This is a genomic window from Tranquillimonas alkanivorans (assembly GCF_900115595.1).
Lineage (GTDB): Bacteria > Pseudomonadota > Alphaproteobacteria > Rhodobacterales > Rhodobacteraceae > Tranquillimonas > Tranquillimonas alkanivorans.
The window spans coordinates 14,862-40,496 of record NZ_FOXA01000008.1 but is presented as its reverse complement, the minus strand read 5'-3'; the positions used below and the strand labels follow the sequence as shown (position 1 = coordinate 40,496).

The window sequence follows — 25,635 nt, the reverse complement described above, 5'->3', positions numbered from 1 at the left end:
GATATTTCCGGACCGAAGATGGGACGGATCGTGCGCATGCGGTCAGGCGATGTCGGCGGGGCGGCCACGGCCGAGCGGATCGGTGTTGCGCGGGGCCTCTCCGCGGGCCAGGGCCTGCCAGTCGAGCACCTGTCGCATCAGGACCGAGCGGCCCACGCAGATGATCGCCGGCGGCTCGAGCGCGGCGGCGGCGATGTCGGCCTCGCACGTGGCCAGCGTGGTTTCGAGCACGTGCTGGCCGGGCGTCGTGGCGGTGGTGACGACGGCGACGGGTTCCGAGGCGGGCCGGCCAGCGGCCAGAAGCGCGCCCGCGATCTGGGCGATGTGCTTCATACCCATGTAGATCACGATCACCTGGCTGCCCTTCGAGATGGCTTGCCAGTCGAGCGACGACGGCGTCTCGCCCGACTGGTCGTGGCCGGTGACGAAGGTGACGGACTGGTTCACGTCGCGGTGCGTGACCGGGATGCCGGCATAGGCGAGGCCGCCGATCCCGGCGGAGATGCCGGGGATGATGCGGATGGGAACGTCGTGCTGGACGAGGGTCTGCGCCTCTTCCCCGCCGCGGCCGAAGACGAACGGGTCGCCGCCCTTGAGCCGCAAGACGCGGCGACCGGCGCGGGCCAGGTCGACGAGGCGCAGCGAGATATCACGCTGCTTGGCCGAAGGCTTGCCGCCGCGCTTGCCGGCATAGATGGTCTCGGCCTGCGGGGCCCAGTCGAGGATGGCCGGTTCCACCAGCGCGTCGTAGACGATGACGTCGGCCTGGCGCAGCGCGTTCAGGGCGTGCAGCGTCAGCAGGCCCGGATCGCCCGGGCCCGCGCCGCAGAGCCAGACCCAGCCGGGCTTCAGTTCGGGCCAATCGCCGGAGGGGAGGGGAAACGAGTCGTCCATGTGCCCCTTATGGCGGGCGCGCGGCGCGGCGGGAAGGCCCCGATGCGACGCCGCGCGCCGGATTGGCGGCACCGTTGCGCGCGCCTATAGTCGCCGCCGATGACACGCACCCCGCCCCGAGAATTGCGCCGCGGCTGGACCACGGGCGCCTGCGCCACCGCCGCCGTGAAGGCGGCGCTGACGCGGCTGTGGGGCGGCGCGTTCCCGGAGACGGTGTCGATCGTGCTGCCCAAGGGCGAGGTGCCGGTGTTCGACCTGGCGCACCGGGACGCGGGGGAGGGCTGGGCCGAGGCGGGCATCGTCAAGGACGCGGGCGACGACCCCGACGTGACCCATGGGGCGCTGATCGTGGCGCGGGTGACGTCGTCCCCCGGCGGCGTGGTGTTCCGCGCCGGGGCGGGCGTGGGCACCGTGACGAAGCCGGGCCTGCCGATCCCGCCGGGGGAGGCGGCGATCAACCCCGTGCCGCGCCGGATGATGACGGCGGAGGTCGAGGCGCTGGCGGCGGAGTACGGCGCACGACCGGACATCGAGATCACCGTCAGCATCCCCGGCGGGGACGAGATCGCGCGCAAGACCTGGAACCCGCGGCTGGGAATCGCGGGCGGCTTGTCGATCCTCGGGACGACCGGCGTGGTGCGGCCGTTCAGTTGCGCGGCCTGGATCGCCTCGATCCACCGCGGGATCGACGTGGCGCGGGCGGCGGGGCTGGAGCATGTCGCCGGAACCACCGGTGCGCAGAGCGAGGCGGCGGTGCAGGCGCTGTACGGTCTGCCAGATCACGCGATGCTCGACATGGGGGATTTCGTGGGCGGGCTGGTGAAGTACCTGGTGCGCCACCCGGTGCCGCGCCTGACCGTCGGCGGGGGCGTCGCGAAGGTGACGAAGCTGGCGCAGGGGGCGCGGGACCTGCATTCGTCGCGGACGGTGGTGGATTTCGACCGGTTGGCGGCGCTGGTGGGCCGGCCGGAACTTGCCACGTGCTCCACAGTGCTAAATGCCCATGAAATTGCCGGTCCGCCGCTTGCGCGGGCCGTGGCGGAAAAGGCGCTGGGGGAACTGGACGCGATGGTGAAAGGCACGGGGATCGCCGTGGATGTCGTGGTGTGCGACCGCGCGGGCAGGGTGCTCGCGCAGGCGAGCTGATGCGACTTCTGTTGCTGGCTGGCACGGGCGAGGCACGCACCCTTGCCGAGGCGCTGTCGAGCGAGCGGCGACTGAGCGTCATCGCCTCGCTCGCCGGGGCCACGCGCACGCCGGTGTCGCTGGGCGTGCCGACCCGCATCGGCGGCTTCGGCGGACGCGAAGGGTTCGAGAGCTTCCTGGATCACGAAGGCATCGGTGCGGTGCTGGACGCCACCCATCCCTTCGCCACGCGCATCAGCCATCGCACGGCCGAGGTCTGCGCGGACCGGCACATCCCCTACATGCAGTTCCTGCGCCGGGCCTGGCTGCCGGTCGAGGGCGACGCCTGGGTGTTCCTGAACGAGGAGTGCGAGGCGGCGCGCCACATCCCCTCCGGCGCGCGGGTTTTCGTCGCGACAGGGCGGCGGACGCTCGAGCGGCTCACCTGCCTCGAGGGGCGTTTCCTGTACGTGCGCCAGATCGACCCGCCGGAGGCACCGTTTCCGCTGGACAACGGCGAATACGTCGTCGGCCGGCCCCCGTTCTCGGTCGAGGACGAGGAGACGCTGTTTCACCGGCTGGGGATCGACTGGCTGGTGGTCAAAAACGCGGGCGGCGCGGCGAGCCGGTCGAAATTGGATGCCGCGCGCAACCTCGGCATCCCGGTGGCCATGATCCGGCGGCCGCTTCAGCCCGAGGCGCCGAAGGTGGAAACGGTCTCGGAAGCGCTGGCCTGGGTCAGGCGGCGGCTGTGACGGGACGGATCATCCAGACGCACGACTGCGTGGCCGAGGGGGCAGAGTGGCTGGCCGCGCGCGAGCCGCGCTTCGCGCGTGCGTTCGAGCTGACGGGCCCGCTGCCGCTGAGGCGGCGCAAGGACGGGTTCGAGGCGCTGCTCGACGCCATCGTCAGCCAGCAGGTCAGCGTGGCGGCGGCCGACGCGATCTGGCGGCGGCTCAAGACGGCGCGGCTGACCGGGCCGCGCAAGGTTCTGTGGGCAAGTGACGAGGAGCTGCGCGCCTGCGGCCTGTCGCGCCAGAAGATCCGCTATGCCCGGGCGCTGGCGGCGGCGCGCGTCGATTTCCGCGCGCTGCGCGACGTGCCCGACGAGGACGTGATCGCCACGCTGGTCGAGGTGCCGGGCATCGGGCGGTGGACGGCCGAGATCTATGCCATGTTTTCGCTCGGCCGGGCGGATGTCTTCGCGCCCGGCGACCTGGCGCTGCAGGAAAGTGCGCGGCTTTTGTTCGACCTGCCGGCGCGGCCGACCGAGCGGGCGCTGCGGGCGCAGGCCGAGGCATGGTCGCCTTGGCGGGGCGTTGCGGCGCGGGCGCTCTGGGCCTACTACCGGGTGGCGAAGGAACGAGAGGGCATCAGGTGACACGGGTACTGGACGCGAAGCGGCAGGGGCCGCCGAAGGGCGAGGCGCGGCAGGTGGTGGTCTTCCTCCACGGCTACGGCGCGAACGGGGACGACCTGCTGGGGCTGGCCGAGCCGCTGGCGCCGCACATGCCGGGCACCGCGTTCATCGCTCCGGACGCGCCGGAGCGGTGCGTGGGTAACCCGATGGGATACCAGTGGTTTCCGATCCCGTGGCTCGACGGCTCGCCCGAGGAGGCGATGGAGACGAGCTTCAACGCCTCGGTCGCGGATCTCGACGCGTTCCTCGACGGCGTGCTCGAGGACGAGGGGGTGACGGCGGACCGGCTGGTGCTGTTCGGCTTCTCGCAGGGCACGATGATGAGCCTGCACGTCGCCCCCCGGCGGTCGGAGCCGGTGGCGGCGGTGGTCGGCTTCTCGGGCCGTATGATCCACCCCGAGGCGCTTGAGGACGAGGTCGTCTCGACCCCGCCGGTGCTGCTGATCCACGGCGACCAGGACGACGTGGTGCCGCCGCAATCGCTGCCCGAGGCCGCCGAGGCGCTCCAGGGCGCGGGCTTCGACGTTTATGCTCACGTGATGAAGGGCACCGCCCACGGCATCGCCCCCGACGGGCTGTCGGTGGCGGTCGCTTTCATGCGCGAACGGCTGGGCCTCGAGGGCTAGATCGCCAAAGCTGCCCCGGATTGCCGGGGCAGCGACGTGACGACCTTACATCGAGAATGACGTGCCGCAGCCGCAGGACGAGGTGGCGTTGGGGTTGTCGATGACGAAGCGCGCGCCGATCAGCTCCTCGGTGAAGTCGATGGTCGCGCCCGACAGGAAGGGCAGCGACACGCTGTCGACCAGCACCTTCTGCCCGTCCTTTTCCAGCACCAGGTCGTCGGTGTCCGGCGTGTCGAGCTTGATCTCGTACTGGAAGCCCGAGCAGCCGCCGCCCTCGACCGCGACCCGCAGCGCCTGGCCCTGGGCGGCCGCGTCGATCTCGGAGAGGCGCTCGAACGCCCGGTCGGTCACTTTCGGAGGCAGGTTCAGGTCCATGGGCTTTCACGTTTCGTTGCAGGGCGATGTGGAATATATGGGCCGCGGGACAGGGCGACAAGGATCAGGCAGGCCCATGCACGCACCATACGCCTCGGACCCGGCCGACAGCCGGGGGCGGCTCCATGACGAGGGGCTTTCCACGTTCCGCTCGTGCTTCCAGCGCGACCGGGACAGGATCATCCACGCTTCGGCCTTCCGGCGACTGAAGCACAAGACGCAGGTCTTCGTCGAGCACGAGGGCGATTATTTCCGCACGCGCCTGACCCACTCGATCGAGGTGGCGCAGGTCGCGCGGACGATCGCGGGAGTGCTGGGTCTGAACGAGGAGCTGACCGAGGCCGTGGCGCTGGCCCACGATCTGGGCCACCCGCCCTTCGGCCACACGGGCGAGGATGCGTTGCAGGACCTGATGGCGCCCTATGGCGGCTTCGACCACAACGCGCAGGCGATCAAGATCGTCACCTCGCTCGAACGCCACTACGCCGGCTTCGACGGGCTGAACCTGACATGGGAGACGCTGGAGGGCATCGCCAAGCACAACGGGCCGGTCACGGGCGACATCCCCTATGCGCTGGCCGAGTACGACGCGATCCACGACCTGGAACTGCACACCCATGCCAGCGCCGAGGCGCAGGTGGCGGCGCTCTCGGACGACATCGCCTACAACAACCACGACCTGCACGACGGGCTGCGGGCCGAGCTGTTCTCGACCGACGAACTGGCCGAGTTGCCGATGCTCGACCGCTGCTTCGCCGAGGTCGACCGGCTGTGGCCGGGGCTGAACTATTACCGCCGCCGCCACGAAGCGCTGCGCCGCTTCTTCGGCATCCTGGTCGAGGACGTGATCGCCGAGGCCAAGACGCGCCTTCAGAAGATCGACGCGCGCTCGGCCCAGGAGGTGCGCGAGGCCGGGGTGCCGGTGGCGCGGTTCTCGGACCGTGTGTGGCGGGACCTGCAGCAGATCCGGCATTTCCTGTTCCACCGCATGTATCGCGCACCCTCGGTCGTCGAGATGCGGCAGGAGGTGACGCAGGTCGTGCGCGAGCTCTTCCCGCTTTACATGGAGCGGCCCGACCTGCTGCCCAAGCAGTGGTGCAAGGACGTGGAGGACGCGGGCAGCGAGACGCATCTGGCGCGCATCGTGTCGGACTACATCGCCGGCATGACCGACCGTTTCGCCATCCAGGAACACGCCCGGCTGTGCCAGGGGCTGGAGCCGAAGACCGGGCCGATCCTGACGGCGCACCATTTCTGAGGCGGGTCTCGCTCCGGCACACCCGGTGAAGCGATAGTCCTTCGGGCGATGTCGCGCCAATCGCCCGGCCGTCCGACGCTGCCGGGCGCGCGCCTGCCCGTGGGGTGGCGCCGCAACGACAGGGCGGCGCGCTTTATGGCAGCCAAGTCCGGGCAACATCCGTCCGACGCGCTTCGGCGGCAAAAGCGCCAGCCCGCCGGGACGGGCAGGCGCTCGTTCGGCGCGTCGGCTTGATTTCGGGCGGGGGCCGATTGCCAGCGTCAATTCTGCTCGACCACGGTTCACGCCTCCAGCGCCTCTTCCTTAAGTCGCGCGGGAGGCGCAATCGCTGGACGAGGCGCCGGCCCGCCGAACGGGACCGGATTGGCGCCCGCCTGGCGCCGTCGGTTAGATTCCGCGCTAGCATTGTTTGTCAAACCGGCTCGATCACCACGCCCTCGTTCGGCCCCAGCACGCCATCGGAAATGTCCGTTCTTTCCGCCCGCGTGGAGAGCAGCAACCGCCCCTCGACCTCCAGCGGCCGGGGCTTTGACGTCATGTTGAGCGACACGACCAGCCGGCGCCCCTCATGCGCGCGGGCAAAGGTAAAGACCCCGTCCTCGGCCGAAACCCTCTCGTAGCCGCCCACCGACAGCGCCGGCTCGGCCCGGCGCAGGGCGATGATCCGGCGGTGGAGCGACAGCATCGAGCCGGGATCGGCCGCCTGCGCCGAGGCGTTCGCACCCTTTGGCATCGGCAGCCACGGTGCGCCGGTGGTGAAGCCGCAGTTCGGCGCGTCCTCCCAGATCATCGGCGTGCGCACCGGGTCGCGGCCCAGGCCCTGGCCGGGCACGTTTCTCTCCCACGGGTCCTGCACCGCGTCGGGCGGAATGGGCGTGTCCTCCAGCCCCAGCTCGTCGCCTTGATAGATCGTGGGCGTGCCGCGCAGCGTGAGCAGTAGCAGCGCCGCCACCCGCGCCTGCGCCGGACCGATGCGGCTGGCCACGCGGCTGCGGTCGTGGTTGCCCAGCACCCAGTTCGGCCACGCGCCGTCGGGCAGGGCGGCTTCGTAGGTGTCGGCGTAGTCGGCGATGTGCCCGGCGTCCCACGGCGCGGCCAGAAGCTCGAAGTTGAAGGGCAGGTGGAAGCCGTCGAGCGCCTCGCCGTAATAGCGGATAATGTCCTCGAGCGGGCCATAGGCTTCGCCCACCAGAACCCGCTCGGGATACTCGTCCGCCACGGCCCGCATCTCGCGCACGTAGTCGAAGCCCGCGTCCTGATGGCGGGTGTAGATGCGGAATACCGCCTGCGCCGGGTCCATGCCTGGCTGCCAGTCGGGGTTCGGCGGGTTGTCGCGAAAGGCGTCGTCGGGGGCCAGATGCGCCACCGCGTCCACGCGGAACCCGTCCACGCCCCGGTCGAACCAGAAGCGCATCACGTCGTACATCGCCGCCCGTACCTGCGGGTTGCGCCAGTTCAGCGCCGGCTGCTCAGGCAGGTAGATGCTCAGGTAGTACTGCCCCGTCGGTTCGTCCCAGGTCCAGGCGGGCCCCCCGAACTCGCTGAGCCAGTTGTTGGGCGGCCCGCCGTCCGGCGCGGCGTCGCGCCAGATATACCAGTCTCGCTTGTCGGCGGTGCGCCCCGACCGGGCGTCCAGGAACCATGGATGCTGGTCCGAGGTGTGGCTGGGCACGAGGTCCAGCAACAGCCGCATGTCCCGCCCGTGCACCGCCCGCACCAGCGCGTCGAAGTCGTCGAGCGTTCCGAAAAGCGGGTCGACCCCGGTATAGTCGCTGATATCGTAGCCGAAATCGGCCATGGGCGAGGGGAAGATGGGTGAGAGCCAGACCGCGTCCACGCCCAGCTCCACGAGATGGTCGAGCCGCCGGGCAATGCCGGACAGATCGCCCACGCCGTCTCCGTCGCTGTCCTGAAACGAGCGGGGATAGATCTGATAGATGATCCCGTGCTGCCACCAGCCGGGCGCGTCGGGTTCGCTCACGGGGGCGCCTCCCTGTAGTGCCGCTGCGTCAGCGTGACGTGCGGCCCGCACTTGCGCAAGCCCGGCGGCGGAACCTTGCGCGCGCACGCGGCATTGCGGAAGCTGCACGCAGGTGTTGCGGAAGGGGATGGACATGGCGATCGCGGGCGAGGGCGCGTTGAGCCCGGTGACGGCCTTCGCGCTGGTGGGTGCGCTCGGGGTGGGCGCGCAGTGGATCGCCTGGCGGCTCAGGATGCCGGCGATCGTGCTGATGCTGGCGGCGGGCCTGATCGCGGGTCCGGCGACCGGGCTGTTCGACCCCGCGCGCGACATCGGGCCCCTGGCCACGCCCATGATCTCGCTCGCCGTCGCCGTCATCCTGTTCGAGGGCGGGCTGTCGCTCAACCTCCGCTCGCTCAGCGATGCGGCCGAGGGCGTGCGGCGGCTGGTGTTCATCGGGGCGCCGCTGGGCTGGCTGCTGTCGGCGCTGTGCCTGCGCTGGGGCGCCGGGCTCAGCTGGGCCAGCGCCAGCGTCTTCGGCGGCATCATGATCGTGACCGGCCCCACGGTGATCGCGCCGATGCTGCGCACGGCACGGCTGGCCCGCCGTCCGGGGGCCCTTCTGCAGTGGGAGGCGATCATCAACGACCCGCTGGGCGCGCTCGCGGCGGTTCTTGCCTTCGAATACGTGCTCGTCGCCTATACCGCGACCGAGGCCGAAAGCGCGATCTTCGCTCTGGTGCTTGGCATCGGCACCGCGCTGATCCTGGGCGCGGCGGCTGGCTTCGGCCTGGCCTGGGCGTTCCGCCGGGCGAAGGTGCCGGAATACATGAAGGTGCCGGTGCTGTTCGCGGTGCTGCTGGTCGTGTTCGCGGCCTCGGACGCGGTGCTGCACGAAAGCGGCCTGCTGGCGGTGACGGTGATGGGGCTGGTGATCGCCAACGCGAACCTGCCCTCCTACGAGGAACTGCGCCGCTTCAAGGAGCACGCGACGATCCTGCTGGTCTCGGGCGTGTTCATCCTGCTGGCCGCCTCGCTCGATTTCACGGCGCTCGAGGAACTCGACTGGCGCGCCATCCTCTTCGTGGCCATCGTGCTCCTTGTGGCGCGACCGCTGACGGTCTTCGTCGCGCTGACCTTCACCAAGCTGCCCTGGCGCGAACGGCTGCTGGTGGCGCTGACGGGCCCGCGCGGGGTGGTGCTGGTGGCGGTGGCCGGCCTGTTCGGCGAGCGGCTGCAACAGCTCGGCGTCGCCGACGGCGCGCTGATCGGCCCGCTGGCCTTCCTGCTGGTCACCGTGTCGGTGGTGGTGCACGGCTTCACGCTCGCCCCCTTCGCCCGCCTTCTGGGCCTGACCGCGGCCGAGACGCCGGGCGTGCTGATCGTCGGCGGCTCGCACTGGACGGTGGGGCTGGCCGAGGCGCTGAAGGACGCCGAGGTGCCGGTCCTGATCGCCGACGCCAACCGCAGCCACCTGCGCGCGGCGCGCGAGGCCGGCATCCGCATCTTCTTCGGCGACATCCTGTCCGAGGCTGCCGAGCACCGGGTCGAGGTGCAGGGCTTCCGCACCGTCGTCGCCGCCACCGACAACGATGCCTACAACACGCTCGTCGCCACCGACCTCGGCCCCGAGTTCGGGAGGGAATTCGTCTACCAGGTGGCGCGCGAAAAGGGCGAGCGCTCGCGCTACCAGCTGCCCGCCTCCCTGGGCGGCCGGCCCTTCGGCGACGGGGCGACCTATCGCGAGCTCAACCGGCGCATGTGGCAGGGCTGGCGCTTCCGCGTGACGCGCCTGACCGAGGAATACGGGCTCGAGGAATGGCGCGAGAAGCGCCCCCACGCCGTCCTTCTGGGCAGCATCGACGAAGACGGTGTCTTCGCCTTCGTCTCGCCCGAGCAGGAGGACGACCTGAAACCCCACCCCGGCACCCGCCTCGTCTCGATGCTCCCGCCCGAGGACGACAACAAGCGCAAGGCCGCCTGATCCCAAGGGCGGCTCCCATCTATCCCAAGGGCGGCTCCCATCTTCGGTCCTGAAATATCCCGGGGGAGTCCGCCGCAGGCGGACGGGGGCAGAGCCCCCTGAACGCACAGACGTGCGCCGAAGGCGCGCCGCGACCGGACGCCGCCTCGATTGACGCGCCCGCGCCAAGTGGTAAACCCGCGGCTGCCCAAGCACCACAGGACGCCGCATGAACCTTTTCTCCGACATCCGCACGCTCGTGACCGAGGCGCTCGACACGCTGGCCGCGGAGGGAACGCTGCCCGACGGTCTGCCCTACGACAACGTCACGGTCGAGCCGCCACGCGATCCCGCGCACGGCGACATGGCGACGAACGCGGCGATGGTGCTGGCCAAGCCTTCGGGCCTCAAGCCGCGCGACATCGCCGATGCTCTGGCCGGCAAGCTTGCGGGCGACGACCGGATCGACGTGGCCGAGGTTGCGGGGCCCGGCTTCCTGAACCTTCGTCTCGCGGCATCCGTCTGGCAGGGCGTTGTCGAGGAGATCCTGGCCGAGGGCGCGGCCTATGGGCGGTCCGACATGGGGCAGGAGCGGCGGGTGAACGTCGAGTACGTTTCGGCCAACCCGACCGGGCCGCTGCACGTGGGCCATACGCGCGGCGCGGTCTTCGGCGACGCGCTGGCGTCGCTGCTGGACTACGCGGGCTACGACGTCACGCGGGAATACTACATCAACGACGGCGGCGCGCAGGTCGATGTCCTCGCGCGGTCGGTCTATCTCCGCTACCTGGAGGCTCACGGACAGGAGGTGGCGTTCGAGGACGGGACCTATCCCGGCGACTACCTGATCGAGGTGGGCGAGCGGCTGAAACAGGTTCACGGCGACGCCTTCGTGGGCCAACCCGAGTCCGTCTGGCTGGACGAGGTGCGCAGCTTCGCCACCGAGGCGATGATGGACATGATCCGCGCCGACCTCGCCGCGCTGGGGGTCGAGATGGATCGCTTCTTCTCGGAGAAGTCGCTTTACGGCACCGGCCGGATCGAGGCGGCGCTGGACTCGCTCGCGGCGAAGGGCCTGATCTACGAAGGCGTGCTCGAGCCGCCCAAGGGCAAGGTGCCCGAGGACTGGGAGCCGCGCGAGCAGACGCTGTTCCGCTCGACCGCGCATGGCGACGACGTGGACCGCCCGGTGAAGAAGTCTGACGGATCGTGGACCTATTTCGCGCCCGACATCGCCTATCACTACGACAAGATCGAGCGCGGCTATGACGAGCTGATCGACGTCTTCGGCGCCGACCACGGCGGCTACGTAAAGCGGATGAAGGCCGCCGTCAGCGCGCTGTCGGACGGCCGCGTGCCGCTCGACGTCAAGCTCACGCAGCTCGTCAAGCTCTACAAGAACGGCGAGCCGTTCAAGATGTCGAAGCGCGCGGGTACCTTCGTGACCCTACGCGACGTGGTCGACCAGGTCGGCCCGGATGTGACGCGCTTCCACATGCTCACGCGCAAGAACGACGCGCCGCTGGACTTCGACTTCGACAAGGTGCTCGAGCAGTCGAAGGACAACCCGGTCTTCTACGTGCAGTACGCGCACGCCCGGATCCGCTCGGTCCTGCGCAAGGCCGAGGCGGCGGGCGTGTCGCCGTCGGACACCCCGCAACTGCGCGACGAGGCCGAGGTCGCGGTGGCCAAGGCGCTGGCCGAGTGGCCGCGCCTGGTCGAGATCGCGGCGCGCAACCACGAACCCCACCGCGTGGCCTTCTACCTCTACGACCTCGCCAGCGCCTTCCACGCGCTCTGGAACAAGGGCAACGACGATCCGTCGCTGCGCTTCCTGCAAGAGGACGACGCCGCGGCCTCGGCCGGGAAAATGGCGCTGCCGCGGGCCGTTGCCGTTGTTATTTCGGCCGGTCTTGGTATTCTCGGCGTGACCCCGGTCGAGGAAATGCGCTGACCTGAACCAAGCGCCCCGGCCGGAGGCAGACGAGCAGGCAGACGAGCCGGCGCGCGATCGCGCCGCCGGCCGGGGCAGTGAGGCAGGACATGGCGGATATCGACTTCGACGACATGAACGAGTCCGGCGGACGCGGGCGCACGATGACGGGGCTGGTCAACTGGACCGGCGGGTTGCTGTCGCTGGCCCTGATCGCGGGGCTGGGAACGTGGAGCTACAAGCTTCTGGTGCGCGACGTCACCGGGGTTCCGGTGGTCCGTGCGCTGGAAGGGCCGATCCGCATCGCGCCCGACGAGCCGGGTGGCGAACTGGCCGAACACCAGGGGCTCGCCGTGAACGAGGTGGCGGCGGTCGGCATCGCCGGCGGCCCGGCCGAGCAGGTGATGCTGGCGCCCAAGCCGGTCGAGCTGGCGGCCGAGGACAAGCCGGTTCCCGATCTCGTGGCCGACGCCGAAGACGGTCCGAAAGAGCCTGAACTGACGCCGTTCGAGCAGGACGAGCTGAAGCTCGAGCAGCAGTCGCAGGAGACGACGCTCGCCTCGGCCGCGCCCGCGGATATCGTGGACGAACCGCTCGACGCCGCCGTGCCAGCCGACGAAACACCGATTGCCGATGCGCCCGAGGATGCGCTGGCCACCGATCGCGCCGTGGCCGAGGCGCTGGGGCTTTCGAGCGGTGACGATCCGCAGGCCGCCGCGCTGGCGCTCGCCGAGGCGGTCACGCAGGGCGTCGACCCGCTCGCGGACCCCGAGGTCGAGGTGCGCGTGCAGACCGCCCGCCGCGACGGGCTGGGCATCATCCGTTCGCCGCGCCCGGCCATCCGGCCAGATGACCTTCTGGTGCGCGCCTCGCTCGCCGCGCCGCAATCGATCGAGCCGGTCAGCGCCGCGCCCGCCGACATCGAGGTGTCGCCGGACGAGATCACGCAAGGCACGCGGCTGGTGCAGTTGGGCGCGTTCGAAAGCGCCGAGGTCGCACGCGAGCAATGGGATCGCATCGGCGGGCGGTTCAGCGAATACTTCGCCGGCAAGCGCCGCCTCGTGCAGCGGGCCGAAAGCGGCGGGCGCATCTTCTATCGTCTGCGCGCCGTGGGCTTCGAGGACTTGAGCGACGCGCGCCGCTTCTGTTCGGCACTGGTGGCCAAGCAGGCCGACTGCATCCCGGTCGTGGTGCGCTGATTGGCCGGGCAGGGGGCGCATATCCTGGCGCCGGAGGGGCTGAGCCTCTCCGCCTCCGAGCGCGCCTTTTTCGCTCAGGCCGACCCTTGGGGCTTCATCGTCTTCGCGCGCAACATCGCGCACCCGGAGCAACTGCGCCGCCTGACCGGTGAACTGCGCGAGGCCGTGGGGCGTGACGCGCCGATCCTGATCGACCAGGAGGGCGGGCGCGTCCAGCGCCTCGGCCCGCCGTACTGGCGCGCGTGGCTCCCGCCGCTCGACCAGGTACGGCAGGCGGGCGAGGGTGCGGCGCGGTCCATGTATCTGCGCGGCCGGCTGATCGCCGAGGAGTTGCGCGACGTCGGCATCGACGTGAACTGCGCGCCGCTCTCCGACGTGGCCTGCGACCTGACCCACCCGTTCCTGAAGAACCGCTGCTACGGCGACACGCCCGAGGCCGTGATTGCCGCAAGCCGCGCCATCACCGACGGCATGGCGGCTGGCGGTGTCCTGCCGGTGCTCAAGCACATCCCGGGGCACGGGCGCGGCGAGGTGGACAGCCACCTGGGGCTGCCGGTGGTGGAGGCATCGCGCGAAGAGCTCGAGGCGGTGGATTTCGCGCCGTTCCGGGCCTTGAACGACCTGCCACTGGGCATGACCGCGCACATCACCTACGCGGCGCTCGACGACCGGCCGGCCACGCAATCGTCATACGTAATCCGCCTGATCCGCGACCGGATCGGCTTCGACGGCCTGTTGATGACGGACGACATCTCGATGGAGGCGCTCGGCGGCAGCATCGCGGAGCGCTCGCGCCTGTCGCTCGACGCGGGCTGCGACGTCATCCTGCACTGCAACGGCGAAATGGCCGAGATGGAAGCCGTCGTGGCCGAGGCTGGGCGCATGACGCCGCGGGCGCAGGCGCGTGCCGACCGCGCCCTCGCCGCCCGCGCGGCAGCGCAGCCATTTGATGCGGCCGAGGCCGAGGCCGAACTCGCCGCGCTGCTGGAAGGGGGCGCCTGATGCCCGATACCGGAAACGTCGAACATTTGAACACCGCCGTCGCCGAGCGGGTGGCGGCCGAGGCGCTGATCGTCGAGCTCGACGGCTTTGAAGGTCCGCTCGACCTGCTTCTGACGCTGGGCCGAACGCAGAAGGTGGACCTGCGCCAGATCTCGGTTCTGGCACTGGCGCGGCAATACCTGGCTTTCGTCGAGCGCGCGAAGGAACTGCGCATCGAGCTCGCCGCCGACTACCTTGTGATGGCCGCGTGGCTGGCATTCCTCAAGTCGCGCCTCCTGCTGCCGCCGGACCCGAAAGACGAAGGCCCGTCGGGCGAAGAACTGGCCGCGCATCTGGCGTTCCAGCTCGAACGTCTGCAGGCAATGCGCGAAGCTGCGGCGCAGCTCATGGCGCGCGACCAGCTCGGTCGCGACGTTTTCGCTCGCGGCATTCCCGAGGACGTGGAGCGGGTGCGCCAAGTGCGCTACACCGCGACGCTTCTGGACCTGATGCAGGCCTACGCCCGCATTCGCACGAAGGACGAGTTTCGGCCCTTCGTCATGGACCGCGACAAGGTGATGACGATGGAACAGGCGCTGGACCGGATGCGCCACCTCATCGGCTTTGCCGGGGAATGGACCGACCTTTCCAGCTACATGCCGGAGGGATGGGAGGTCGACCCCGAGCGCCGCCGTTCGGCGGCCGCGGCGCATTTCGCGGCGTCTCTCGAACTGGTGAAGGCGGGGCACGTGGAACTGCGGCAGGGCGAAACCTTCGCGCCGATCCAGATCCGCAAGAGGACGGCAAATGTCTGACATAATGGAAAACCCGCCGCAGGAACGCTTGTTCGAAGCTCCGCCACTGGCCGAGCAGGAGCGCATGGTCGAAGCCATCCTGTTCGCTTCGGCCGAGCCGGTGACGGTGGCTGAACTGAACGCCCGGATGCCGCATGGCTGCGAAGCCGAGCACGCGCTCGAGGAACTGCGTTATCGCTACGAGGGCCGTGGCGTGCGCGTGGTCAAGGTGGGCGAGGCCTGGGCAATCCGCACAGCTCCCGACCTGGGCCACCTGATGCAGAAGGAAACGGTCGAGACGCGCAAACTGTCCCGCGCCGCGATCGAAACGCTGGCGATCGTCGCGTATCACCAGCCCGTAACCCGAGCCGAGATCGAGGAGATCCGCGGCGTCTCGGTCTCGCGCGGCACCGTCGACCAGTTGCTCGAGCTGGAATGGATCCGCTTTGGCCGCCGCCGGATGACGCCGGGCCGCCCGGTGACCTATGTTGTCACGCAGACCTTCCTCGATCATTTCGGGCTGGAAAGCGCGCGCGACCTGCCGGGGCTGAAGGAGTTGCGCGCCGCCGGCTTGCTCGACAACCGCCCGCCGCCGGGACGTGAAGTCGAGGCCGATGCGCAGCCGGAAATGTTCGACGAGGACTGAGCGATGAACGTGAATGGCCTGGTGATCATGCTCGTCCGCACGGTCATGCGGAAGCTCGTGGGCAAGGGCGTCGACTACGGCATCGACCGGATGTCAGGCGGCCGCAAAACGCGCAGCGAGATGACGAAAGCCGAGCGACAGCAGGCGCAGCGCGCCAAGCAGACGGTGAAACGGGCGCGCAATGCCGCCCGGCTGGTCCGCCGCCTGAAGTAAGCGCTGCGCCGGCGACCGGCATCTGCCTGACGTTTTCTAGGCAGAAGGGCAGGCGGCGCACCGCCTGCCATGATGTTTCAGCCGAAGTTCTCGCCTTCGCCCTGCTGCCAGGGCTTCACGAGATTGCCGAAGCGCGTGAAGCGGCCTTCGAAGCTCAGGTCGACCGATCCGATGGGCCCGTGACGCTGCTTGCCGATGATCACCTCGGCCTTTCCGTGCAGACGCTCCATCCGCTCCTGCCAGGCCGCCATCTCGTCCAGCCGGTCGTCCGACGGCTTTTCACGCTCGACATAGTATTCCTCGCGGAAAACGAACATCACCACGTCGGCGTCCTGTTCGATCGAGCCCGATTCCCGAAGGTCAGACAATTGCGGCCTCTTGTCGTCCCGGCTTTCCACCTGGCGCGACAGCTGCGACAGCGCGACGACCGGAATGTCGAGCTCTTTCGCGATCGCCTTCAGGCCCTGCGAAATCTCCGAGATCTCGTTCACGCGGTTGTCGCCCTTGCCGGTGCCCTTCACCAGCTGCAGATAGTCGACAAACAGCGCATCGAGCCCGTGTTCGCGCTTGAGCCGCCGCGCCCGCGCGGCGAGCTGAGAAATCGGCAGGGCCGGCGTGTCGTCGATGTAAAGCGGGCAGGCTTCCAGTGCCTTGGCGGCCTCGACGAAGCGCCGGAATTCCTTCTCGTTCATGTCGCCGCGCCTGATCTGTTCCGAAGGCACCTCGGAGGCCTCCGACAGGATCCGTGCGGCGAGCTGCTCCGCCGACATTTCTAGCGAGTAGAATCCGACCACGCCGCCCTCTATCGCACCGTCGCTGCCGTCTGGCATTTGGCCGCGCCGATAGGCCTTGGCGATGTTGAAGGCGATGTTGGTGGCCAGCGACGTCTTGCCCATCGAGGGCCGCCCGGCGAGGATCAAAAGGTCAGACCGATGGAGACCGCCGAGCTTCTTGTCGAGATCCACGAGCCCGGTCGATACGCCGGCAAGCCCGCCCTCCCGCTGGTAGGCAGCGTTCGCCACGTTAACCGCGTCGGTCACCGCGCGCAGGAACGACACGAAGCCCTTGCTCGCCTGCCCAGCCTCGCCCAGCTTGTAAAGCCGCTGCTCGGCCTCGACGATCTGGTCCTTCGGCTCGCTCGCCACGTCGACCTTGGCGGCCTGGGCCGAGATGTCCTTGCCCAGCCGGATCAATTCGCGCCGGATGGCCAGGTCATAGATCATCTGCGCATAGTCGCGCGCCGCGAAAGACGAGATTGCCGCGCCCGCGAGCCGGACGAGGTATTGCGGCCCGCCCAGTTCCTGCAGGCCGGGATCGTCCTCGAGGAACGCCTTCAGCGTCACCGGCGAGGCCAGCGCGTTCTTCGCGATCCGGGCCGAGGCGACCTCGAAGATGCGGGCGTGCACCGGGTCGTAGAAGTGGCCGGAGTTGATGACGCTGGCCACGCGGTCGTAGACCTCGTTGTTGGTCAGGATCGCGCCAAGAAGCTGCTGCTCGGCCTCGATGGAATGCGGCAGGGCTTCGCCCGCGCCGTCCTCCTTCGCCTGTTCCGCCTCGACCTGTCCCGACCGGATCGTCGCGATCTCGTTCATTTCTGCTGCCCCCGAGTCCTGTGGGCACTGCTCATAGCGCCGTGCCGCAGAGACCCGCAAATTGTATAATCATGTGGATGGATTGTGGGTAACCCGGCGCGCCCATCTTGAGGCGTGCCCGTGGCTTTCGTCAAGATATTGCAGGATCCCCCTGCAGATTGTGCACAGAAGACACGCGGAGGTCCGCCGACGGCGTCAGCCGCCCTGTCGCGCCTCCTGCCAGGCACGGGGGGCCGAGAGGAATCGTTCCACCTCGGCCAGCGTCGCTTCGTCGAAGGCCTGCCGCTCGCGTGCGACGGCCAGCACGTCCCACCAGGTGCACAAGGCGTGCAGCTTCACGCCGTGCGCGCCCAGCGTCTCCTCCGTCTCGGGGAAGATGCCGTAGTAGAAGATCACCGCCGTGTGCCCGCAGGTGGCGCCGGTCTCGCGGATCGCGTCCACGAAGCTCAGCTTCGAGCCGCCGTCGGTGGTCAGGTCCTCGACAAGCAGCACCCGCTCGCCCTCGGACATCACGCCCTCGATGCGCGCGTTGCGGCCATAGCCCTTGGGCTTCTTGCGGATATAGGTCATCGGCAGGCCCATCCGCTCCGCCACCAGCGCCGCGAAGGGGATGCCCGCCGTCTCTCCGCCCGCGACGTTGTCGAAAGCCTCGAACCCCGCGTCGCGCATGACTGTGATGGTCAGGAAGTCCATCAGCGTCGCCCGGATACGCGGGTACGAGATCAGCTTTCGACAGTCTATATAGGTCGGCGACGGCAGGCCCGAGGCGAGCGTGAACGGCTCGTCCGCGTTGAAATGCACCGCCCCGATCTCGATCAGCATGCCCGCGCTCAGCCGGGCGATCTCCTCCTTGGCAGGGAACGTCGTCGGGATCATGCGCTCTGCGTCCTTCTTTTTCGTTAACATGCGCCCGCCGGAGGCACGATTTTCGACAAAAACCGACCCTGCGTCAGCCGGCGACGCGCCAGTGCAGCGGGAAGCCCGGGTCGAACACGGTCACGGGCCCGTCCGCAGTGTCGATCTTCGCCGGATAAGCAACCGGCGCGCCCTTCTCGAGTGTCAGCGTGGCCTCGTTTACCGGCAGGCCATAAAACGCGGGCCCGTTGAGCGAAGCGAATGCCTCGAGCCGGTCCAGCGCGTTCTCCTGCTCGAACACCTCGGCCAGGATCGACAGGGTGTTGGTGGCGGTGAAGCAGCCAGCGCAGCCGCAGGCGCTTTCCTTGGCCGGGTCGAGGTGCGGCGCGCTGTCGGTGCCCAGGAAGAAGCTCGCGTCGCCGCTGGTCGCCGCCGCGCGCAGCGCCAGGCGATGCTCCTCGCGCTTGGCCACCGGCAGGCAATAGTAGTGCGGCTTGATCCCGCCCACGAGGATGTCGTTGCGATTGATCACAAGGTGGTGCGTGGTGATCGTGGCGGCGATGTCGTCGCCGCCGTCGCGCACGTAATCCGCCCCGTTCTTCGTGGTGATGTGCTCCATCACCACGCGCAGGCCGGGAATGTCGCGGCGGATCGGGTCGAGCACGCGGTCGATGAACACCGCCTCGCGGTCGAAGATGTCGACCTCCGGGTCCGTGACCTCGCCGTGCACGCAAAGTGTCAGTCCGATCTGCGCCATGGTCTCGAGCACGCGGCGCACCTTGGCGAAGTCGCGCACGCCCGAGGCCGAGTTCGTGGTGGCACCCGCCGGGTACAGCTTCACCGCCGTGATCAGTCCGATCTCGGCCGCCGCGCGCAGGTCGCGCACGTCGGTCTCTTCCGTGAGGTAGAGCGTCATCAGCGGCCGGAAGTCCGAGTTCAGGGGCTTCGCCGACAGGATGCGGTCGCGGTACTCGGCGGCGTCGGCGGCGGTGACCACGGGTGGCACGAGGTTCGGCATGACGATTGCGCGCGCGAAGTGGCGCGCCGTCTCGGGCAGGACGGCTTTCAGGATCTCGCCGTCGCGGAGATGCAGGTGCCAGTCGTCGGGGCGTCTGATGGTGAGCGTCTGTGTCATCGCCGGTTGCGCTACACCGGCTGGCCCGCGTTTTCCAGAGGGCAAATCGCCCGTGCCCGGACGCGATCTGCCTGACAATTGAGCGGAGGTGGTGAAGATATGTGCAGACCGTCGATCTTCTCGCGGTCGTTCGCGTTGAGACCTGTGGCGGTGGTTGCCGCTTCGCATGGGTCGGATAAGCGTGGGCAGCGACAACGCGGAGGGCGGATGTTCGACCAGCCACAGCAGGTGACGATGCAGCGGGCACGGGGGCGCGCGGCGGTCGCTCTGTCGGCGCGCGCCGGGCGCACCGCGCTCGACCGGCTGCACCAGTCCGGCTCGGCCAAGGCGATGCTGCCGCGCTGCCACGGGCCCGTGCCCGAGGTGGTGTTCCTGAACACCGCGGGTGGAATCACTGGCGGTGACCGGCTGGAATACGCGCTCGACCTCGGCGCCGGGGCGCGGGCGGTGGCGACGACGCAGACGGCGGAGCGGGTCTATGCCTCTTCGGGCGGAGCCGGGGCCATCGATGTCGCGATGAAGGTCGGAACCGGCGCCCGGCTGCACTGGATGCCGCAGGAGACGATCCTGTTCGACCGCGCCGCCCTCGACCGCCGCACCACAATCTCGCTTGAAGGCGACGCCAGCTGCCTGGTGGCGGAGACGCTGGTGCTCGGCCGGGCGGCGATGGGGGAGATTGTGCGAACGCTGGACGCCACCGATCGTCGACGCGTCACGCGCGACGGCATTCCGGTGTTGGCCGAGCCCATACGTCTGACGTCAGACGTTCTGGCGCGCGACGATGCGGCGGGACTGTCCGGGGCGAAGGCGCTCGCCACCGTGGCGCTGGTCGCGCCGGGGGCTGAGGACGCAATGGCCTCTGTCCGCCGCCTGCTGGAGGTGGAGGGCGTGGACGCCGCCGCCTCTGCCTGGGACGGCAAGTGCGTCGTGCGGATGATGGCGCGCGAGGCCTGGCCGTTGAGGCGGCTGGTCGCGCGCGTGCTGGTACAGCTGGGGCAGGGGCCGCTGCCCCGCGTCTGGCAGACATGAGAAACGAGGAAGGCAAGGCATGAACCTGACCCCACGCGAGAAGGACAAGCTCATGGTCTCGGTCGCCGCCATGGTCGCGCGCGGCCGGCTGGAACGCGGCGTCAAGCTGAACCACCCCGAGGCCATCGCCCTGATCACCGACTTCGTGGTCGAGGGCGCCCGCGACGGCCGCCCGGTCTCCGACCTGATGGAGGCGGGCGCACATGTGGTGACGGCCGCCCAATGCATGGAGGGCATCCCCGAGATGATCCATGACGTTCAGGTCGAGGCGACGTTCCCCGACGGGACGAAGCTGGTCACCGTGCACCACCCCATCCGCTGATGCTAAATCGTCTGACACTTGCCTACCTGATGGCGGCCCGTGCCCACGCCGACCAGGCGCGCAAGGGCGATGCCGGCATTCCTTATATCAACCATCCGTGCGAGGTCGCACACCTCGTGGCCGAGACGGGAGCGGACGAGGATCTCGTCATCGCCGCGGTCCTGCACGACGTGATCGAGGACAGCGACACCACGCGCGACGATTTGGAACATACTTTCGGTCCTAGGGTGGCCGATTTGGTCGCGGGCATGACCAATCCGCCGGAGTGGGACGACTTGCCCAGATCCGGGATGAAGGCGCGGCAAGCCGAGCACATGAAGGACGTCGCGGGCGATGTGAAGCGCATCAAGATCGCGGACCAGACCTCGAACCTTCACGACATCGCGCGCGAGCCGACGGCGTGGGACGCCGCGGTCGCGGCCGAGTATATCGGCGGTGCGCGCCTGGTCGTCGACGCTTGCCGGGGCGCCGACCCGTCGCTCGAGTCCGGGTTCGACAGGGCCGTCGCACGCGCGGAGCGGGCCATGGCGACGGGCGAGCCGTCGTGATGCCCCCATTCCAGATCAGGAGAGCCAGATGATACCAGGAGAAATCCTGCCGCAGCCCGGCGAGATCACGTTGAACGAGGGGCGCGAGGCGCTGACGCTGATCGTCTCGAACACCGGCGACCGCCCGGTGCAGGTCGGCAGCCATTATCACTTCGCCGAGACCAATCCGGCGCTGGACTTCGACCGCGAGGCTGCGCGCGGTCTGCGGCTCGACATCGCTGCGGGGACCGCCGTTCGGTTCGAACCGGGGCAGACGCGCGAGGTCACGCTGGTGCCGTATGCCGGCAACCGACGGGCCGTCGGGTTCAACCAGAAGGTCATGGGCACGCTCTGATCCGGCCTCGGGCTCTGTCAAACATTCATCGGTATGGCGGTCCGCTCCGGCCTCCGGCCTGACATGGAACCTGCGCCGCTCCACTCTCGCGTGCCCGGGATCGCTGCGCCGGAACGCCGCGATCCGCTCCGTCTGGCCGTCCGAAGGGAACCTGCCGTTGATCCGCAGATTGTCCGGGCAAGCGGATCGAACGAGGCAGGTGGAGAGTGATGAGGTCAGTCAGACAATTGAGGGTGCGCCGCGCGCCCCGGTCCGGGACGGTGCGCCGATGAGCCGCCCCGCGACCCCGATAGATGGGATGCGTGCCGGGCTAGCCCTCTGGCGCATGGCGGTGGACGCGCAGGCGGTGGTGGGTTTGCGTGTTATGGGCATGGCGGGTCTCTGGGCCGTCGCGCCCGGCGAGACCACGCGCATGGTCACCGAGAAAGCCCCGGCCTTCGCCGAGGCACAATGGGCCGCCTGGGCCGCGGCCATGCGCGGCGAACGCCCTGACGAGGTGATGTCGGCATGGGTGGCGCCGATTTCGCGCACCGCAGGAGCGAATGCGCGCAGGCTGTGGAAACGCGGGCCAACGCGGGGGTGACGCCGTGGCGATGAAACTGGAAGGATCCTGTCGCTGCGGGGCCGTGTCCTTCACGGTCGAGAGCCACGCGCCGGTGCCATATCAGTGCTGCTATTGCTCGATCTGTCGCAAGCAGCAGGGTGGTGGGGGCTACGCCATCAACATCTCGGGTATTGCACGCACGCTGAAGATCGAGGGCCAAGAGGCGCTCGGCGTCTACCGGGCCGAGATCGAGGCCGACGACGGACACTGCGAAACGTCAACGGGGGAGCGGAATTTCTGCGCGCGCTGTGGCAGCGGCCTGTGGCTGTTCGATCCCTTCTGGCCGGAACTGGTGCATCCCTTCGCATCGGCCATCGACACCGACCTTCCGCGGCCGCCCGAGCACGTGCACCTGATGCTGGACTTCAAGCCTTACTGGGTCGAGGTGCAGGCGGGCGAGAATGACCAGTTCTTCGACCGCTACCCGGAGGAGTCGCTGGAGGACTGGCACAGGGCGCGGGGGCTCTGGGTCGAATAGAACTTCGCGAAGTGCCTGATGATTTAGCGAAATGCCTGACGATTAAGCTCCAGGGGCCGTGTCGAACGCCGCGCCCAAGCTGGCGGGGCGGGGCGCATTGAGGTCCGGCGCCGCATCCGGCTTCGATGGCGCGGACCGACGCCACCACCGGAAGGCCCCGCCATGCCCGCCACGATTTCCCGCGCGACCTATGCCGACATGTACGGACCAACGACCGGCGACCGGGTGCGACTGGCCGATACCGACCTGATCGTCGAGGTCGAGCGCGACCTGACGATTTACGGCGAGGAGGTGAAGTTCGGCGGCGGCAAGGTGATCCGCGACGGGATGGGCCAGAGCCAGGCGACACGGGCCGAGGGCGCGATGGACACGGTGATCACGAACGCGCTGATCGTCGACGTGACCGGGATCTACAAGGCCGATGTCGGGCTGCGCGATGGGACCATCGCCAGGATCGGTAAGGCCGGCAACCCCGACACGCAACCGGGCGTGGACATCGTGATCGGGCCGGGGACCGAGATCATCGCGGCCGAGGGCAAGATCCTCACGCCCGGCGGGTTCGACAGCCATATCCACTTCATCTGCCCGCAGCAGATCGAGGATGCGCTGCATTCGGGCCTGACCACGATGCTCGGCGGCGGGACCGGGCCGGCGCATGGCACGCTCGCCACCACCTGCACGCCGGGGCCCTGGCACATGGGTCGGATGCTCCAGGCGGTCGACGGCGTGCCGATGAACATCGGCTTCGCCGGGAAGGGCAACGCCTCGACCCCTGCCGCGCTCGAAGAGATGGTGCGCGCGGGCGCTTGCGCGCTGAAGTTGCACGAAGATTGGGGCACCACCCCCGCCGCCATCGATTGCTGCCTGGGCGTGGCCGACGACATGGACGTGCAGGTGATGATCCACACCGACACGCTGAATGAATCCGGGTTCGTCGAGAACACCGTCGCCGCGATGAAAGGTCGGACAATCCACGCCTTCCATACCGAGGGCGCGGGCGGCGGGCATGCGCCCGACATTATCCGCGTCTGCGGGCTGGATCACGTGATCCCGTCCTCGACCAACCCGACGCGCCCTTTCACGGTGAACACTCTGGAAGAGCATCTGGACATGCTCATGGTGTGCCACCACCTCGACAAGTCGATCCCCGAGGACGTGGCGTTCGCCGAAAGCCGCATCCGGCGCGAGACGATCGCGGCCGAGGATATCCTGCACGACATCGGCGCGTTCTCGATCATCGCCTCGGACAGCCAGGCGATGGGCCGGGTGGGCGAGGTGCTGATCCGCACGTGGCAGACGGCGGACAAGATGAAGAAACAGCGAGGCCGGCTGCCGGACGAGCGGGGCGACAACGACAACCTGCGCGTGCGCCGCTACATCGCGAAGTATACGATCAATCCGGCCATCGCGCACGGTATCTCGGCCCATATCGGCAGCATCGAGGTCGGCAAGCGCGCCGATCTGTGCCTTTGGAAGCCCGCCTTCTTCGGTGTGAAGCCTGAGATGGTGCTGCTTGGCGGGTCTATCGCCTGTGCGCAGATGGGCGATCCCAACGCCTCGATCCCGACGCCGCAGCCGGTCTATTCGCGACCGATGTTCGGGGCCATGGGGCGGGCGGTCGAACGTTCAGCCGTCACCTTCGTCAGCGGCGCGGCGCAGGCCGATGGCGTGGCGGCGGCGCTGGGACTGGCGAAGACGACGCTGCCGGTGGCCAACACCCGCGACATCGGCAAGCGCGACATGATGTTCAACGACGCGACGCCCGAGATCGAGGTGAACCCCGAGACCTACGAGGTGCGCGCGAACGGCGAGCTTTTGACCTGCGAGCCGGCGAAAGAGCTGCCGATGGCGCAGCGCTACTTCATGTTCTGAAGCCTTCAGCGCCAGGGAGAGAACGTTCCATGCACCTCGCGCAAAGCGGCCCTTCGCAAATGTCGCTGCAACGCAGCAAGCTTGTCCCCTATGTTGACGGTCAAGGGAGGAAACCAGACTTGCCAATGCACGAGGTTTCCAATGGCGACTGCAACGACCAACACCACCTTCCGCGAAACGCCGTCGCTGCGGCAGCGGCTGGACGAATTTTTCGCGGGCATCGGCGCGGGCTTCAATGCCTATATCGAGCGCCAGGCGCGCTTCGATCAAATCCAGGCGCTGGAAGCGAAAAGCGACGCCGAGCTGGCCGAGCTGGGCCTGAAGCGCGAGGACATTCCGCGCCACGTCTTTCGCGACCTGCTCTGGGCCTGACGCGGCCGGGGAGGGCGGCATGATCGCCCTTCCCCGCGCAACGACCGTGGCGCGGCAGACGCCTGCGTCCGATCACATCGACCTGACGTATGACGCCCGCTTTCTGCGCCGCAAGCGGCTGGAAAGCGCGGGTGGGATCGCGTTCCTGGTCGATCTTCCCGAAACGTCTGACATTCGTGACGGCGACGCGCTGGTGCTCGAGGACGGCCGCCGCATCGGCGTTCGCGCCGCGCCCGAACCGCTGCTGGAGATCAGGGGCGACCTGCCGCGCCTGGCCTGGCATATCGGCAACCGCCACACCCCTTGCCAGATCGAGCCCGACCGCCTGCTGATCCGCGCCGACCACGTGCTGGCCAAGATGCTGGCCGGGCTAGGGGCCGAGGTGCGGGAGGTCACAGCGCCGTTCACGCCCGAGGGCGGCGCCTATGGCCACGGGCGCACCATGGGCCATTCCCACGGACATGACCACGATCCCGCGCATGAGCATTGAGGCGGACGACCTGACGCTGGTGCAATGGCTTTCGCCCGCCTTCCCGGTGGGCGGGTTCGCATATTCCCACGGGCTGGAACAGGTGATCGGCGACGGTGCGGTGCACGACGCGCCCTCGCTCGAGGCCTGGCTGACCTCCATCCTGCGCGATGGCGCGGGGCTGTCGGACGCCGTCCTGCTGTGCGCCGCGATGGAACGGGACGGAGTCGACGCCGAAGCCCGCGCGCTGGCGGTCTCACGCGAACGCTGGACCGAGACGGCGGAGCAAGGGGCGGCCTTTGCCCGGACGCTCAGCGGCATGGGCCACCACGCCGACCCGGCCGCGCTCCCCGTCGCCGTGGGCATGGCGGCGCGGTCGTTGTCACTGCCGCCGCAGCGGGTGGCGGCGCGGTACCTCCTGGCCTTTGCCGCAAACCTGATCCATGCCGCCGTCCGGCTCGTCCCGCTGGGCCAGACCGACGGCCAGCGGGTGCTCGCCGCGCTTCAGCCGACGATCCTCGGGGTCGCCGGGCAGGCGGCGCGGATGATGCCTGACGACATCACCAGCGCCGTGCCCGCCGCCGACCTTGCCGCGATGCGGCACGAGACGCGCGACGTGCGGCTGTTCAAGACCTGAG

Annotated in this window: 28 protein-coding genes; 22 read left to right on the top strand and 6 right to left on the bottom strand. The window is 69.0% G+C overall.

Annotation, left to right across the window (positions count from 1 at the left end):
- Window positions 1–42 precede the first annotated feature (42 nt).
- Window positions 43–894, bottom strand: coding sequence for a uroporphyrinogen-III C-methyltransferase (cobA, locus tag BM162_RS11190; RefSeq protein WP_093421765.1), 852 nt, complete (start codon window positions 892–894; stop codon window positions 43–45).
- Between the two features lie 99 nt (window positions 895–993).
- On the opposite strand from cobA, the gene BM162_RS11185 reads away from it, so the two are divergent.
- From BM162_RS11185 to BM162_RS11170, 4 genes are read left to right on the top strand one after another with little or no spacing between them, the layout of a single operon-like run.
- The gene (locus BM162_RS11185; protein WP_093421763.1) at window positions 994–2,040 is read left to right on the top strand and encodes a cobalt-precorrin-5B (C(1))-methyltransferase; all 1,047 of its coding nucleotides are present in this window, start codon (window positions 994–996) and stop codon (window positions 2,038–2,040) included.
- Window positions 2,040–2,774 carry a cobalt-precorrin-6A reductase gene (locus BM162_RS11180; RefSeq protein ID WP_093421760.1) on the top strand — a complete coding sequence of 245 codons (735 nt, stop codon included), beginning with the start codon at window positions 2,040–2,042 and terminating at the stop codon, window positions 2,772–2,774. The genes BM162_RS11185 and BM162_RS11180 overlap by 1 nt, the downstream gene beginning before the upstream one ends.
- A complete protein-coding gene (locus tag BM162_RS11175) occupies window positions 2,771–3,400 on the top strand; it encodes a DNA-3-methyladenine glycosylase family protein (protein WP_093421757.1) in 630 nt (209 codons plus the stop codon). Before BM162_RS11180 ends, BM162_RS11175 begins: the two co-directional genes overlap by 4 nt.
- Entirely contained in the window at window positions 3,397–4,065 is a 669-nt protein-coding gene (locus tag BM162_RS11170; protein ID WP_093421755.1) for an alpha/beta hydrolase, read from the top strand. Before BM162_RS11175 ends, BM162_RS11170 begins: the two co-directional genes overlap by 4 nt.
- 45 nt (window positions 4,066–4,110) lie before the next feature.
- Here BM162_RS11170 and BM162_RS11165 read toward each other — a convergent pair whose 3' ends face one another.
- Window positions 4,111–4,434 (bottom strand): HesB/IscA family protein, encoded by a 324-nt coding sequence (locus tag BM162_RS11165; RefSeq protein WP_093422091.1) that lies wholly within the window; start codon window positions 4,432–4,434, stop codon window positions 4,111–4,113.
- 82 nt (window positions 4,435–4,516) lie between these two features.
- On the opposite strand from BM162_RS11165, the gene BM162_RS11160 reads away from it, so the two are divergent.
- On the top strand, window positions 4,517–5,698 hold the full coding sequence (locus BM162_RS11160) for a deoxyguanosinetriphosphate triphosphohydrolase (RefSeq protein ID WP_093421752.1): 1,182 nt from the start codon (window positions 4,517–4,519) through the stop codon (window positions 5,696–5,698).
- A 412-nt stretch (window positions 5,699–6,110) separates the two neighbouring features.
- Here BM162_RS11160 and BM162_RS11155 read toward each other — a convergent pair whose 3' ends face one another.
- On the bottom strand, window positions 6,111–7,679 hold the full coding sequence (locus BM162_RS11155; protein ID WP_245759244.1) for an alpha-amylase family glycosyl hydrolase: 1,569 nt from the start codon (window positions 7,677–7,679) through the stop codon (window positions 6,111–6,113).
- 133 nt (window positions 7,680–7,812) lie between these two features.
- Here BM162_RS11155 and BM162_RS11150 point away from each other — a divergent pair, with 133 nt between their 5' ends.
- The 7 genes from BM162_RS11150 to BM162_RS11120 all read left to right on the top strand — a co-directional run bounded on the left by BM162_RS11150 (window position 7,813) and on the right by BM162_RS11120 (window position 15,387).
- Window positions 7,813–9,642, top strand: a complete 1,830-nt coding sequence (locus BM162_RS11150; protein WP_093421747.1) for a cation:proton antiporter — start codon at window positions 7,813–7,815, stop codon at window positions 9,640–9,642.
- 208 nt (window positions 9,643–9,850) lie between these two features.
- The gene (argS, locus tag BM162_RS11145) at window positions 9,851–11,575 is read left to right on the top strand and encodes an arginine--tRNA ligase (RefSeq protein ID WP_093421745.1); all 1,725 of its coding nucleotides are present in this window, start codon (window positions 9,851–9,853) and stop codon (window positions 11,573–11,575) included.
- A gap of 89 nt (window positions 11,576–11,664) precedes the next feature.
- Window positions 11,665–12,753 carry an SPOR domain-containing protein gene (locus BM162_RS11140; protein WP_093421742.1) on the top strand — a complete coding sequence of 363 codons (1,089 nt, stop codon included), beginning with the start codon at window positions 11,665–11,667 and terminating at the stop codon, window positions 12,751–12,753.
- Window positions 12,754–13,755 carry a beta-N-acetylhexosaminidase gene (gene nagZ, locus BM162_RS11135; protein ID WP_093421739.1) on the top strand — a complete coding sequence of 334 codons (1,002 nt, stop codon included), beginning with the start codon at window positions 12,754–12,756 and terminating at the stop codon, window positions 13,753–13,755. It abuts the gene before it with no gap.
- Window positions 13,755–14,549: a segregation and condensation protein A gene (locus tag BM162_RS11130; RefSeq protein WP_093421737.1), complete on the top strand. Its 795-nt coding sequence runs from the start codon at window positions 13,755–13,757 to the stop codon at window positions 14,547–14,549. Before nagZ ends, BM162_RS11130 begins: the two co-directional genes overlap by 1 nt.
- Entirely contained in the window at window positions 14,542–15,174 is a 633-nt protein-coding gene (gene scpB, locus BM162_RS11125) for an SMC-Scp complex subunit ScpB (RefSeq protein WP_093421734.1), read from the top strand. Before BM162_RS11130 ends, scpB begins: the two co-directional genes overlap by 8 nt.
- A gap of 3 nt (window positions 15,175–15,177) precedes the next feature.
- Entirely contained in the window at window positions 15,178–15,387 is a 210-nt protein-coding gene (locus tag BM162_RS11120) for a hypothetical protein (RefSeq protein WP_093421732.1), read from the top strand.
- Between the two features lie 77 nt (window positions 15,388–15,464).
- On the opposite strand, the gene BM162_RS11115 is transcribed toward BM162_RS11120, so the two are convergent.
- From BM162_RS11115 to pyrC, 3 genes are all read right to left on the bottom strand, one after another.
- Window positions 15,465–16,979 carry a replicative DNA helicase gene (locus BM162_RS11115; RefSeq protein WP_093421729.1) on the bottom strand — a complete coding sequence of 505 codons (1,515 nt, stop codon included), beginning with the start codon at window positions 16,977–16,979 and terminating at the stop codon, window positions 15,465–15,467.
- A gap of 195 nt (window positions 16,980–17,174) precedes the next feature.
- Window positions 17,175–17,855 carry an orotate phosphoribosyltransferase gene (locus BM162_RS11110; RefSeq protein ID WP_093421726.1) on the bottom strand — a complete coding sequence of 227 codons (681 nt, stop codon included), beginning with the start codon at window positions 17,853–17,855 and terminating at the stop codon, window positions 17,175–17,177.
- Between the two features lie 73 nt (window positions 17,856–17,928).
- Entirely contained in the window at window positions 17,929–18,969 is a 1,041-nt protein-coding gene (gene pyrC, locus BM162_RS11105; protein ID WP_093421724.1) for a dihydroorotase, read from the bottom strand.
- Window positions 18,970–19,176: 207 nt separating this feature from the next.
- Here pyrC and BM162_RS11100 point away from each other — a divergent pair, with 207 nt between their 5' ends.
- The 10 genes from BM162_RS11100 to BM162_RS11055 all read left to right on the top strand — a co-directional run bounded on the left by BM162_RS11100 (window position 19,177) and on the right by BM162_RS11055 (window position 25,634).
- Window positions 19,177–19,998 carry an urease accessory protein UreD gene (locus BM162_RS11100; protein WP_093421721.1) on the top strand — a complete coding sequence of 274 codons (822 nt, stop codon included), beginning with the start codon at window positions 19,177–19,179 and terminating at the stop codon, window positions 19,996–19,998.
- Between the two features lie 19 nt (window positions 19,999–20,017).
- A complete protein-coding gene (locus tag BM162_RS11095) occupies window positions 20,018–20,320 on the top strand; it encodes an urease subunit gamma (protein ID WP_093421719.1) in 303 nt (100 codons plus the stop codon).
- Window positions 20,320–20,868 (top strand): HD domain-containing protein, encoded by a 549-nt coding sequence (locus BM162_RS11090; RefSeq protein WP_093421716.1) that lies wholly within the window; start codon window positions 20,320–20,322, stop codon window positions 20,866–20,868. Before BM162_RS11095 ends, BM162_RS11090 begins: the two co-directional genes overlap by 1 nt.
- Window positions 20,869–20,896: 28 nt before the next feature.
- The gene (locus BM162_RS11085; protein WP_093421714.1) at window positions 20,897–21,202 is read left to right on the top strand and encodes an urease subunit beta; all 306 of its coding nucleotides are present in this window, start codon (window positions 20,897–20,899) and stop codon (window positions 21,200–21,202) included.
- 268 nt (window positions 21,203–21,470) lie between these two features.
- Complete coding sequence (locus BM162_RS11080; protein WP_245759243.1) at window positions 21,471–21,785, top strand: antifreeze protein; 315 nt, start codon at window positions 21,471–21,473, stop codon at window positions 21,783–21,785.
- A gap of 10 nt (window positions 21,786–21,795) precedes the next feature.
- A complete protein-coding gene (locus tag BM162_RS11075; RefSeq protein ID WP_245759242.1) occupies window positions 21,796–22,284 on the top strand; it encodes a GFA family protein in 489 nt (162 codons plus the stop codon).
- Window positions 22,285–22,446: 162 nt separating this feature from the next.
- The gene (gene ureC / locus BM162_RS11070) at window positions 22,447–24,156 is read left to right on the top strand and encodes an urease subunit alpha (protein WP_093421711.1); all 1,710 of its coding nucleotides are present in this window, start codon (window positions 22,447–22,449) and stop codon (window positions 24,154–24,156) included.
- Window positions 24,157–24,297: 141 nt separating this feature from the next.
- Entirely contained in the window at window positions 24,298–24,528 is a 231-nt protein-coding gene (locus BM162_RS11065) for a hypothetical protein (protein ID WP_093421709.1), read from the top strand.
- A 19-nt stretch (window positions 24,529–24,547) separates the two neighbouring features.
- Window positions 24,548–25,018, top strand: a complete 471-nt coding sequence (locus BM162_RS11060) for an urease accessory protein UreE (RefSeq protein ID WP_093421707.1) — start codon at window positions 24,548–24,550, stop codon at window positions 25,016–25,018.
- Entirely contained in the window at window positions 25,014–25,634 is a 621-nt protein-coding gene (locus tag BM162_RS11055) for an urease accessory protein UreF (RefSeq protein ID WP_177215141.1), read from the top strand. The genes BM162_RS11060 and BM162_RS11055 overlap by 5 nt, the downstream gene beginning before the upstream one ends.
- Window position 25,635: the final 1 nt, after the last annotated feature.

What these genes read in the sequence shown, in the direction of transcription:
- BM162_RS11185 (WP_093421763.1), top strand. Translation starts at nt 994, where the DNA reads ATGACACGCACCCCGCCCCGAGAATTGCGCCGCGGCTGGACCACGGGC.
- argS (WP_093421745.1), top strand. Translation starts at nt 9,851, where the DNA reads ATGAACCTTTTCTCCGACATCCGCACGCTCGTGACCGAGGCGCTCGAC.
- BM162_RS11130 (WP_093421737.1), top strand. Translation starts at nt 13,755, where the DNA reads ATGCCCGATACCGGAAACGTCGAACATTTGAACACCGCCGTCGCCGAG.
- BM162_RS11090 (WP_093421716.1), top strand. Translation starts at nt 20,320, where the DNA reads ATGCTAAATCGTCTGACACTTGCCTACCTGATGGCGGCCCGTGCCCAC.
- BM162_RS11110 (WP_093421726.1), bottom strand. Translation starts at nt 17,855, where the DNA reads ATGATCCCGACGACGTTCCCTGCCAAGGAGGAGATCGCCCGGCTGAGC.
- BM162_RS11120 (WP_093421732.1), top strand. Translation starts at nt 15,178, where the DNA reads ATGAACGTGAATGGCCTGGTGATCATGCTCGTCCGCACGGTCATGCGG.
- scpB (WP_093421734.1), top strand. Translation starts at nt 14,542, where the DNA reads ATGTCTGACATAATGGAAAACCCGCCGCAGGAACGCTTGTTCGAAGCT.
- BM162_RS11080 (WP_245759243.1), top strand. Translation starts at nt 21,471, where the DNA reads ATGAGCCGCCCCGCGACCCCGATAGATGGGATGCGTGCCGGGCTAGCC.
- BM162_RS11100 (WP_093421721.1), top strand. Translation starts at nt 19,177, where the DNA reads ATGTTCGACCAGCCACAGCAGGTGACGATGCAGCGGGCACGGGGGCGC.
- BM162_RS11065 (WP_093421709.1), top strand. Translation starts at nt 24,298, where the DNA reads ATGGCGACTGCAACGACCAACACCACCTTCCGCGAAACGCCGTCGCTG.
- BM162_RS11160 (WP_093421752.1), top strand. Translation starts at nt 4,517, where the DNA reads ATGCACGCACCATACGCCTCGGACCCGGCCGACAGCCGGGGGCGGCTC.
- BM162_RS11085 (WP_093421714.1), top strand. Translation starts at nt 20,897, where the DNA reads ATGATACCAGGAGAAATCCTGCCGCAGCCCGGCGAGATCACGTTGAAC.
- ureC (WP_093421711.1), top strand. Translation starts at nt 22,447, where the DNA reads ATGCCCGCCACGATTTCCCGCGCGACCTATGCCGACATGTACGGACCA.
- BM162_RS11150 (WP_093421747.1), top strand. Translation starts at nt 7,813, where the DNA reads ATGGCGATCGCGGGCGAGGGCGCGTTGAGCCCGGTGACGGCCTTCGCG.
- BM162_RS11095 (WP_093421719.1), top strand. Translation starts at nt 20,018, where the DNA reads ATGAACCTGACCCCACGCGAGAAGGACAAGCTCATGGTCTCGGTCGCC.
- pyrC (WP_093421724.1), bottom strand. Translation starts at nt 18,969, where the DNA reads ATGACACAGACGCTCACCATCAGACGCCCCGACGACTGGCACCTGCAT.
- BM162_RS11140 (WP_093421742.1), top strand. Translation starts at nt 11,665, where the DNA reads ATGGCGGATATCGACTTCGACGACATGAACGAGTCCGGCGGACGCGGG.
- BM162_RS11075 (WP_245759242.1), top strand. Translation starts at nt 21,796, where the DNA reads ATGAAACTGGAAGGATCCTGTCGCTGCGGGGCCGTGTCCTTCACGGTC.
- BM162_RS11115 (WP_093421729.1), bottom strand. Translation starts at nt 16,979, where the DNA reads ATGAACGAGATCGCGACGATCCGGTCGGGACAGGTCGAGGCGGAACAG.
- BM162_RS11060 (WP_093421707.1), top strand. Translation starts at nt 24,548, where the DNA reads ATGATCGCCCTTCCCCGCGCAACGACCGTGGCGCGGCAGACGCCTGCG.
- BM162_RS11180 (WP_093421760.1), top strand. Translation starts at nt 2,040, where the DNA reads ATGCGACTTCTGTTGCTGGCTGGCACGGGCGAGGCACGCACCCTTGCC.
- cobA (WP_093421765.1), bottom strand. Translation starts at nt 894, where the DNA reads ATGGACGACTCGTTTCCCCTCCCCTCCGGCGATTGGCCCGAACTGAAG.